Consider the following 9,760-nt stretch of genomic DNA (forward strand, 5'->3'; position numbering starts at 1 on the left):
GGTCAATGTAGGAGCTGAGCTTGCTCGCGAAGGCGCCCGCTCAGCCCCCACTCAATCAACAAGTTCGCCGCTAAGGTTCGAGATCTTTATCGCTTGAGCGGGCCTCTTCGCTGGCAAGCCAGGCTCCCACAAGATCTGCGTCGCGCACAAAATTGATGTATGACGCGGTCAATGTAGGAGCTGAGCTTGCTCGCGAAGGCGCCCGCTCAGCCCCCACTCAATCAACAAGTTCGCCGCTAAGGTTCGAGATCTTTATCGCTTGAACGGGCCTCATCGCTGGCAAGCCAAGCCCCACAGGATCTGCGTCGCGCACAAAATTGATGAATGACGCGGTCAATGTAGGAGCTGAGCTTGCTCGCGAAGGCGTCCGCTCATCCCCCCCTCAATCAACAGGTTCGCCGCCAGGGTTCGATATCTTTATCGTTTGAACCGGCCTCATCGCTGGCAAGCCAGGCTCCTACAGTGACCGCGTCGATCACAGAATCTGTGTACGACGGAGAACCTGTGGGAGCCTGGCTTGCCAGCGATGGCGTCGGCTCAGTCGCACCCAATCTTGGCCAATGCCACCCGCAACCGCAGCGCACTCTCGCGCTGACAATTGAGCTGCACCCGCTCCAGCCCCAACCAATCCGCCATCCGCTGCAAATTCATCGCCAGCGCCAACATCCCCTGCTCATCCAGCCCCGGCTCTTCCTCGTGCACCGCATGCACCGCCAACCGCCCCGCCGCTCGCTCAGCGCGTAAATCAACCCGTGCGGCAATCTGTTCATTGTGCAAAAACGGCAACACGTAATAGCCATAAACCCGCTTGTCCTGCGGCGTGTAAATCTCCAGCCGATAGCGGAAATCAAACAACCGCTCCGTCCTGCTGCGCTCCCAGATCAACGAATCGAATGGCGACAACAGCGCACTCGCCGTCACTTTGCGCGGGATTTTCGGCTCCGGCAGGCAGTAAGCGATCTGCCGCCAACCAGCGACTTCGCACATCTGCAACTGCCCCGCCTCGACCAGTTCCGCCAGTCGTGGTCGCGCATCCCTCGGGTTCAGACGAAAGTAATCACGTAGATCCTTTTCTGTTCCGACGCCCACCGCCTGCACCGCATGCAACAGCAATCCCCGTTGCGCCTCGGCTTCATCCGGCAATGCCTGCTGCAAGATCGAAGAAGGAATCACCCGCTCCGGTAAATCATACAAACGCTCAAAACCACGTCGTCCCGCCACCGTCACTTCACCGGCGGCAAACAACCACTCCAGCGCATGCTTTTCCGCACTCCAGTCCCACCATGGCCCGGCCTTGTCTTCGCGGGTCGACAGACTGCCGGCGCCGACCGCGCCCTGCTCTTGCACCGAACTCAACACGCGACGCACGACGTCCTGTTGCTCGCGACCAAACTTCGCCAGTTGCTGATAAATATCTTCGCCACGCTTGGCCCGCAGCATGCGCCAGCCCATCAACGGATACATCGACAGCGGCAGTAACGAGGCTTCATGGCCCCAATATTCAAACAACGTGCGACGTCGCCCCGAACTCCAGGCAGCCTGGTCGAGCAAGTCAGAAGAATAGGAACCGAGACGGGAAAACAGCGGCAGGTAGTGCGAGCGCACCACGGCGTTGACGGAGTCGATTTGCAGCAAGCCCAGCCGTTCGATCAGCCGGTTGACGTGAGTGGCTTTGACGGTCGGCGGCTGGCGCCCGTTGAACCCTTGGGCAGCCAGCGCCAGTCGTCGCGCCTGTTTGAGGGAAAAGGACAGTGTCGCGGGCATGAGCATCTCCTTGTCTGCTCGCAACCTACCTCACCTGAAAGTGGTTTGTGTAGCGGCGCCCTCATCATTTATGCATCGGGTCGTCCCAGAATGGCCGCACGGTTTCGTGCTCGACGTCGGCACGACTGACCCCGATGTCCTTCAACGCTTCGTCGCTCAGACTGGCGAGCAACTCACGTTCACGGTGCAAATCGTACCAGCGGCTAAACTTGTGCAGCAGATCGGAAACGATGTGACCGCTGAATTTTTCTTCGCTTGCAAACTCTCTTTGACCTTTCATCGTGTTGCCCTCCGTTGTGGATGGCTCAAGTCTCTGCCTGGCGCTAAGATCAATCCAACGAATGTTTCTGATGGCATGCATCACGGAGATTCATCAATTGTCCGCCTACCCCAGTATCGATACCGATGTCCTGCGTACCTTCGTCGCGATTGCCGATCAGGGCGGGTTCACCCGCGCCGGCGAAATGGTCAACCGCACGCAATCGGCGGTGAGCATGCAGATGAAGCGTCTGGAAGAAGACGTGTTACAGCGTCAGTTGTTCGAGCGTGATGGACGTCAGGTGCGCCTCACGGCTGAGGGCCAGGTGCTGCTCGGTTACGCGCGGCGCATCCTCAAATTGCACAGTGAGGTGTTCAACACGCTGCGCGAGCCACACATGGTCGGCACCGTGCGCATCGGTACGCCGGATGATTATGTGATGCGTTTTCTGCCGGGGATTCTGTCGCGATTCGCCCAGTTCTATCCGCTGATCCAGATCGAAGTGCATTGCGAGTCGACCAAACAACTGTTGCAGCGCACCGACCTGGACTTGTCGATCGTCACCCGCGAGCCAGGCAATGAGATCGGCCAACTGCTGCGCAAGGAGCGTTTCGTCTGGGCCGAGGCGCAGAACTTCAGCGCCCACGAACAAACGCCGCTACCACTGGCGATGTTCAACAGTGATTGTTTCTGCCGCTTGTGGGCGTGCAATGCGCTGGACGCGATGGGTCGCGACTACCGCATCGCCTACAACAGCACCAGTTTGTCGGCGCTGATGGCCGTGGTCAGCGCGGGTCTGGCGATCACCGCGCAACTGGAAAGCCTGATCACCCCGGACATGCGCATTCTTGGTGCCGACCAAGACCTGCCATTGCTGCCGGAGGCGAGCATCATGCTGGTGCGCAACCTGAACAATCCATCGCCGATCACCGAATGCCTGGCCGAGCACATCGTCGAAGGCTTCAAACTTTAAACGCGAGCATCACCGCACACAGCACCAGAAAACCGCAGAACAGCCCACGCAGGAGTTTTTCCGGCATCGCGTGGGCGACCTTCACGCCCCAACTGATACTGGCCAGACCACCGATGGCAAGCGGCAGGCCGATCATCCAGTCCACTTCGTGATGCACCGCGTACGTCACCAGCGTTACGCCGGTGCTCGGCAATGCCAGCGCCAGCGATAAGCCCTGAGCAACCACTTGGGTGGTGCCGAACAGACTGGTCAAAACCGGCGTCGCCACCACCGCGCCGCCAACCCCGAACAAACCGCCCATGGTGCCGGACGCCGCGCCGAGCACACCAAGCCACGGCCATGAGTAGCGCATCTCGGACGTCGCGGCAGGTTGGCGACCGAACATCTTCAACAGGTTGTAAACCGACAACACCACTAGAAAAGCGACGAAGCCGATGCGCATGGTTTGCGCGTCGATACCGACAGCCCAGATCGAACCGATCCAGGCAAAGCAGAACCCCATCACCGCCAGCGGCAACGCGTGTCGCAACTCAATGCGATTGCGCTGGTGATAACGCCACAGCGCCAGCATCACGTTCGGTACCACCATCACCAGCGCCGTGCCTTGGGCGATCTGTTGATCAAGGCCAAACCAAACGCCGAGCAACGGAATCGCGATCAGGCCACCACCGATGCCGAAGATGCCACCGAGGGTGCCGAGTGCGGCGCCGAACAACAGATATAACAAAAACTCCATCACAGCCGAATTCCTCTTACGTCAGGCGAATCATCCTACGCAGTCGCGGCTGGCGGGGAAACGCACAGCAACGCACAATGGCTATGCCGATTTCGCACAAGCATTGAGTTCGCCATGAATCCCAATCAACTTACCGACCAGCTCGGATTGTTTCTGGATGTGCTGGAGAGCGGCAGTTTTTCTGCCGTCTCGCGTCGTCATCCGTTGACGCCATCAGCCATTGCGCGACGGATCGACAGCCTGGAAAGCGCCGTGGGCAGCCAGTTGTTTATCCGCAGCACTCACGCGGTGCTCGCCACGCCGGCCGGGCTGGCGTTCGCCGAACGTGCACGTCGAATCGTAGCCGAGCTGCAACTGGCTCGCGCCGAAGCCGTGTCTTTGAGCAACGCGCCGGAAGGTTTGATTCGGATTGATGCGCCGGCGGCGTTTGGTCGACGGCATCTGGCGCCAGTGATTGCCGACTTTCTGGTGTTATATCCGGGACTCGATGTGCAGTTGCACCTGATCGACAGTTTTGTCGACATGGGCGGTTCCAATCTGGGCAAGGTCGATCTGGTGCTGCGCGCCGGGCAACTGGCGGATACCCGGTTGGTCGCCACGCCGCTGGCGAGCATGGTGCGCATTGCTTGTGTGAGTCCCGACTATCTCAAGCGCCGCGGCGTGCCGAGCACTCCAGCGCAATTGAGCGAACATGACGGCCTCGACTGGGAAGGCCTCGCCCCGCCGTTCGCCTGGCGTTTCGAGCAGGACGGGCAGATGCAATTGCATCGCCCGGCGCGCATCCGCATGAGCGCCAACAATGCCGAAGCCTTGGTGTGCGGGGCGCTGGCCGGGTTGGGCATTGCGCATCTGCCCACGTGGCTGGCCAGTGAATACTTGCTGCGCGGCGAATTATTGCCACTGTTTTGCGCCGACGGTCTGCCGAAACCGGAAACCACCGGCATCTACGCGTTGCGCATGGAGCAACAAACCCACTCGCGCAGTCGCTTGCTTCTGGAATACCTGAAAACGCGCTTCAGCCCTATACCGCCGTGGGATCTGGCGCTGCAACGGGATCTCGGCCGGCACTAGCGATGGAAAATTATCTGGCGCATTAAACACTCGAGCGCTAGATTCATGACCATCAACGATCAAGGCGTAGACATGACTTCCGAACGCGACACCTGCGACGACCTGCTGCTCGACAATCAGGCCTGCTTCGCCCTGCATTCCACCTCGCTGATGATGACCAAGGTGTACAAACCTTTGTTGCAAGCGCTGGGGCTGACCTATCCGCAGTACCTGGCGATGATGGTGTTGTGGGAAAAGGACGGTTTGACGGTCGGGGAAATCAGCACAAAGTTGCTCACCGATCCGGGGTCGCTGACGCCGCTGCTTAAACGACTGGAGGGTGAAGGGTTGTTGAGCCGCACGCGCAGCCGTGAGGATGAGCGCGTTGTGATTGTCGAATTGACCGCCAAGGGGCGTGAGCTCAAAGAGAGCGCCCAAACCGTTCCGCAATGCATTCTCGGCGCCAGCGGTTTCTCCATCGAACGCCTGCAAAACCTGCAAGCAGAGCTACAAGCTCTGCGCAGTCACCTGCAAAACAGCCTCACCTGAATCCACCCTCTCCCCCTGTAGGAGCTGCGGCACGCTGCGATCTTTTGACCCTGGTTTTTAAGATCAAAAGATCGCAGCGTGCCGCAGCTCCTACAAGTGTTTCAGCCAATCAACACGAATCATTTTTTGAAATTTATCTTGCGCGCTAAATATTCGTGCGATACATTCACTTCGCACTTAATTAGCGCGCAAACAATTAGCGCAACACACCACACCCTACGAGGCTCTCACCATGCAAACTCTCTACACCGCAATCGCAACCTCCACTGGCGGCCGTGATGGTCGCGCGATCTCCAGCGACAACATCCTCGACGTCAAACTCGCCACCCCGAAAGAACTCGGCGGTGCTGGCGGCGCGGCGACCAACCCTGAGCAACTGTTTGCCGCTGGCTACTCGGCCTGCTTCATCGGCGCACTGAAATTTGTCGCCAGCCAGACCAAACGTAAAATCCCGGATGACGCGTCGATCACCGCCCACGTCGGCATTGGTCAGATCCCCGGCGGTTTTGGTCTGGACATCGATCTGCACATCAGCCTGCCAGGCCTGGAACAAGCCGACGCGCAATCGCTGGTCGACGCCGCGCACCAGGTCTGCCCGTACTCCAACGCCACCCGTGGCAATGTCGACGTCCGCTTGCACGTCACTGTGTAAACAAAGCAAAAGATCGCAGCCTGCGGCAGCTCCTACACCGATCCCTGTAGGAGCTGCCGCAGGCTGCGATCTTTTGATCTTTCTTTCAGGCACAAAAAAGCCCGACTCAATGGTCGGGCTTTTTCTTTCCGCAAAAACCGGTGCTTATTTAGCACGGCCTTTGTAGGAACCGCCTTCGCGGGTGTCGATTTCGATCTTGTCACCGATTTCGATGAAGTCAGCAACTTGCAGCTCAGTACCGTTAGCCAGTTTGGCTGGCTTCATGACTTTGCCGGAAGTGTCGCCACGAGCCGAACCTTCGGTGTAGTCAACTACGCGCACGATGGTGGTCGGCAGCTCTACGGAAACCAGACGTTCTTCGAAGAAGATCGCTTCGCAAACATCGGTCATGCCTTCTTCAACGAAAGGCAGAACGGCTTCGATGTCTTCAGCGTTCAGCTCGTACATGGTGTAGTCAGTGGTGTCCATGAACGTGTAGGTGTCGCCGCTGATGAAGGACAGGGTCGCTTCTTTACGGTCGAGGATTACGTCGTCCAGTTTGTCGTCAGCGCTGTAAACGATCTCGGTCTTGTAACCGGTCAGCAGGTTTTTCAGCTTGGTCTTCATGATCGCGCTGTTACGGCCCGACTTGGTGAATTCAGCTTTCTGAACCAGCCAAGGATCGTTTTCGAGACGGATCACGGTACCGGGTTTCAGTTCTTTACCAGTTTTCATTGCGAATATCCGAATTTGGATGGGATTTACAAAAATCTAGGCCGCGTATCATATCCAATTTAGGTAAAACTGTACCAGCGCTGCGGCAAGATCGGCCTGCAAGCCTTGTTCCAGACACCATTTTTGCGCATTTTCCTGCAGTTCTGGCCAGTGTTTGCGGCTTGCCAGCCAGTGTTCACCGATCGGCTGACCGGCACTCCACGCCCGCCACAGACCGTTCATCGCCTCAGCAGCGGCCGGCGACAAGCCTTTTGTGTAAAGCGCGAGGAAGGCGTCGAGCTTGTCCAGATGGATGTCTTCGTCCTGCTGATAGATGTGCCAGAGCATCGGCCGCCCCGCCCATTGCGCACGCACGAACGAATCTTCGCCACGCACTGCGTTGAAATCGCAGCACCACAGCAGATGATCGTATTGATCCTGTCGGACGAACGGCAGCACTTGCACGGTCAACGACTGGCGCACATGAATCGCGCCGACACTCAGCGTTTCCACGTCCAGCCACTGGGCGACATCCCCCAGCACGCGCCCTTCTGGCACCAACAGATGCGTCGGCAGACTGTCCGCCGCCAACACATCAAGCCAACTGGCCAGCCCTGCGTTCTCGTAGGCAAACAGCGAGATCAGTTGCGCACCCTTGGCGCGATCAATCCCCAAACCTTGCAGGAATGTTCGCTGCGCCTGAGCGTCCTGCTGAAATTGCCTACGACGCTCCAGCAAACCATGCTCACGCAGCAAACCTCCTGTCCCCGGCTGGAATCCCGGAAAAAAGAAGAACTTCTGCACGGTTTTGTATTTGACCGACGGCAGCCCGTGGCAACCGATCACCCAGTCTTCAGCGCTCAGATAGTCAAGGTTCATCCACAGCGGCGGCTTCTCGTGCTCGGCCATGGCGTCCATGTAATCACTCGGCAGCTGACAGGCAAACGCAGCGATCACCACATCGGCCGCCTCGGTGTGCAGCCACTCGCTCGGCCAGTGCCGCACCTCGACGCCTTGCTGAAATTGCTGCGCGACGTTGATATCAATCTCGGGACAGATACGCTCAAACGCACGCAGATCATCGACCCACAAGCGCACCGGCAAAGCATGCTCAGCGACCAATTGCCGAGCCAGACGCCAGGTCACGCCGATGTCGCCATAGTTGTCGACCACGGTGCAGAAAATATCCCAGCGGGGTTTCAGTTCCGACATTCAAGACTCCCGTTGGCAAAAGCCGCAATTGTCCGCATAAATCACCTCGCGCAGAAGAGCCGACGGCGATTAATCTTCGTGCGACAATCGCCGCTCGCCCGTCATCATCCGCCAGGAGGCAGCCATGCCCTACCGCCCAAACCCGCGTCGCCCCTTGCCTGTTCAGCTTAGTGCGCTGCGCCTGACCGGCAGCATTGCCTTGGGCATGTGGCTAGGCTTTCTCGCCATCGCGCTGACTTGCTGGGTGCTTTCCCGTTTTCTGTTCGCTGAACAATTGGCGCCGGTCGCTCAAGCCGTTCAGCAAGTCGCCAAACCACCAGCGGCGATTCCGGTTCAGCCGGACATTCCGCCGCAAAGCCAACTGTTCCAGCAGTACGAAGAAAATCTGCGCAAGAATGAGCAGCAAGCTCGTCTGGATCAGGCGCGCAACAGCAGCCGCAATCAGTCGAACCCCAACTGCCAGTTCTGGCTGCAGCAAGATCAGACGGCTCCAAGCGAAAAATCCCGCACCAACGTTTTGCAATTCTGCGATTGATCATGAACAAGCACACCGTCCACCAACTGATTCTCGACAAGCTGCGCATCGACCTCGACATCGCCGAACGTGCGGCGCAAACCGCCTACGAAACCGCGACCCACGAAGAGAACATCGCCGAAAACAAGTACGACACGCTGGGACTGGAGGCGTCGTATCTGGCGGCGGGTCAAGCGAAGCGGGTCGAGGAAATTCGCCAGTCACTGGCGCTGTGCCAGAACCTGACGCTACGTGCCTACGATGAAAACCGCGGCATCGAAGTCGGCGCCCTGCTCGGTCTGGAGGATGAAAAGGGTCGCGAGCAATGGCTGTTTCTGGCGCCGGATGCGGCAGGCCTGAAAGTCGACGTGGTCGGTCAGCCGATTACCGTCATCACGCCGCGCTCGCCGCTGGGCAAAAGTCTGCTGGGCAAGTGCGAAGGTGATGAGGTGGAGATTCTGGTGGCGGGCACCCGGCAACAGTTTGCTGTCACCGAGGTGCTCTGATTCAACGGATCAGTGAACCGGCAGTTCGACGCCGTCGAAGAGTTCTTCCAGTTCCTGCTTGTTGTGACACTGAATGGCTTTGGCCATCACTTCGCGGGTCAGGTGCGGCGCAAACTTCTCGATGAAGTCGCACATGAAACCACGCAGGAAGGTGCCGCGACGGAAACCGATCTTGGTGATGCTCGACTCGAACAGCTCGCTGGCGTCCAGCACTACCAGGTCGTTGTCGAGTTTGGTGTCGACCGCCATTTTGGCGACGATGCCCACGCCCAGACCCAGACGTACGTAGGTTTTGATCACGTCGGCGTCGGCAGCGGTGAACACCACTTTCGGCGTCAGGCCGCGATGGCTGAAGGCTTCGTCGAGTTTCGAACGGCCGGTGAACCCGAACACGTAAGTCACGATCGGGTATTCGGCCAGTGCTTCCAGAGTCAGCTTCGGCAGCTTGGTCAGCGGGTGACCTTGCGGCACGACCACGCAGCGGTTCCAGCGGTAGCACGGCATCATCACCAGATCGCCGAACAGTTCCAGCGCTTCGGTGGCAATGGCGAAATCGACGGTGCCGTCAGCGGCCATTTCAGCGATCTGCATCGGCGAACCCTGGTGCATGTGCAATGCGACGTCAGGGTATTGCTTGATGAAATTGCTGATCACCGGCGGCAAGGCATAACGCGCCTGGGTGTGCGTGGTGGCGATCGACAGGGTGCCCTTCTTCTCGTTGGAGAATTCCTGAGCGATCTGCTTGATGCTTTCGACCTTACGCAGAATCTCACCGGCGGTGGTGATGATGCGCTCGCCGGCCGGGGTGACGCGGGTCAGGTGCTTGCAGCTGCGGGCAAACACATCGACGCC

12 protein-coding genes are annotated in these 9,760 nt (G+C 58.7%); 6 read left to right on the top strand and 6 right to left on the bottom strand.

Going from position 1 to position 9,760, the window contains the following annotated elements:
- Window positions 1–537 precede the first annotated feature (537 nt).
- Together ACIP1X_RS25975 and ACIP1X_RS25980 are read right to left on the bottom strand one after the other, a co-directional pair.
- A complete protein-coding gene (locus ACIP1X_RS25975) occupies window positions 538–1,764 on the bottom strand; it encodes a winged helix-turn-helix domain-containing protein (protein WP_400755702.1) in 1,227 nt (408 codons plus the stop codon).
- A gap of 64 nt (window positions 1,765–1,828) precedes the next feature.
- On the bottom strand, window positions 1,829–2,044 hold the full coding sequence (locus ACIP1X_RS25980; RefSeq protein ID WP_400755703.1) for a DUF1127 domain-containing protein: 216 nt from the start codon (window positions 2,042–2,044) through the stop codon (window positions 1,829–1,831).
- Window positions 2,045–2,141: 97 nt separating this feature from the next.
- Here ACIP1X_RS25980 and ACIP1X_RS25985 point away from each other — a divergent pair, with 97 nt between their 5' ends.
- On the top strand, window positions 2,142–2,996 hold the full coding sequence (locus ACIP1X_RS25985; RefSeq protein WP_172680137.1) for a LysR substrate-binding domain-containing protein: 855 nt from the start codon (window positions 2,142–2,144) through the stop codon (window positions 2,994–2,996).
- On the opposite strand, the gene ACIP1X_RS25990 is transcribed toward ACIP1X_RS25985, so the two are convergent.
- Window positions 2,986–3,735, bottom strand: a complete 750-nt coding sequence (locus tag ACIP1X_RS25990) for a sulfite exporter TauE/SafE family protein (RefSeq protein WP_172680136.1) — start codon at window positions 3,733–3,735, stop codon at window positions 2,986–2,988. The two genes, ACIP1X_RS25985 and ACIP1X_RS25990, sit on opposite strands and share 11 nt — an antisense overlap.
- A 111-nt stretch (window positions 3,736–3,846) precedes the next feature.
- Between ACIP1X_RS25990 and ACIP1X_RS25995 the strand changes: the two genes are divergently transcribed.
- The 3 genes from ACIP1X_RS25995 (at window position 3,847) to ACIP1X_RS26005 (ending at window position 5,983) form a co-directional block, all read left to right on the top strand.
- Window positions 3,847–4,803, top strand: a complete 957-nt coding sequence (locus tag ACIP1X_RS25995; RefSeq protein ID WP_400755704.1) for a LysR family transcriptional regulator — start codon at window positions 3,847–3,849, stop codon at window positions 4,801–4,803.
- 72 nt (window positions 4,804–4,875) lie between these two features.
- Window positions 4,876–5,331 (top strand): MarR family winged helix-turn-helix transcriptional regulator, encoded by a 456-nt coding sequence (locus ACIP1X_RS26000; protein ID WP_400755707.1) that lies wholly within the window; start codon window positions 4,876–4,878, stop codon window positions 5,329–5,331.
- A 232-nt stretch (window positions 5,332–5,563) separates the two neighbouring features.
- The gene (locus tag ACIP1X_RS26005) at window positions 5,564–5,983 is read left to right on the top strand and encodes an organic hydroperoxide resistance protein (RefSeq protein WP_034155242.1); all 420 of its coding nucleotides are present in this window, start codon (window positions 5,564–5,566) and stop codon (window positions 5,981–5,983) included.
- Window positions 5,984–6,127: 144 nt separating this feature from the next.
- Here the strand turns inward: ACIP1X_RS26005 and ACIP1X_RS26010 are convergent, their stop codons facing one another.
- Both ACIP1X_RS26010 and earP read right to left on the bottom strand, forming a co-directional pair.
- Entirely contained in the window at window positions 6,128–6,697 is a 570-nt protein-coding gene (locus ACIP1X_RS26010; RefSeq protein WP_007908599.1) for an elongation factor P, read from the bottom strand.
- 48 nt (window positions 6,698–6,745) lie between these two features.
- Entirely contained in the window at window positions 6,746–7,888 is a 1,143-nt protein-coding gene (gene earP, locus ACIP1X_RS26015) for an elongation factor P maturation arginine rhamnosyltransferase EarP (RefSeq protein WP_400755705.1), read from the bottom strand.
- 124 nt (window positions 7,889–8,012) lie between these two features.
- On the opposite strand from earP, the gene ACIP1X_RS26020 reads away from it, so the two are divergent.
- Together ACIP1X_RS26020 and ACIP1X_RS26025 are read left to right on the top strand one after the other, a co-directional pair.
- Window positions 8,013–8,423, top strand: coding sequence for a hypothetical protein (locus ACIP1X_RS26020; RefSeq protein ID WP_400648283.1), 411 nt, complete (start codon window positions 8,013–8,015; stop codon window positions 8,421–8,423).
- Between the two features lie 2 nt (window positions 8,424–8,425).
- Window positions 8,426–8,908: a GreA/GreB family elongation factor gene (locus ACIP1X_RS26025; protein WP_053122286.1), complete on the top strand. Its 483-nt coding sequence runs from the start codon at window positions 8,426–8,428 to the stop codon at window positions 8,906–8,908.
- 9 nt (window positions 8,909–8,917) lie between these two features.
- On the opposite strand, the gene cysB is transcribed toward ACIP1X_RS26025, so the two are convergent.
- The coding region (gene cysB, locus ACIP1X_RS26030) for an HTH-type transcriptional regulator CysB (protein ID WP_400755706.1) at window positions 8,918–9,760 on the bottom strand (843 nt) is incomplete at its 5' end.

It is taken from the genome of Pseudomonas sp. NPDC088885, from assembly GCF_044750025.1.
Taxonomy (GTDB): domain Bacteria; phylum Pseudomonadota; class Gammaproteobacteria; order Pseudomonadales; family Pseudomonadaceae; genus Aquipseudomonas; species Aquipseudomonas rustica.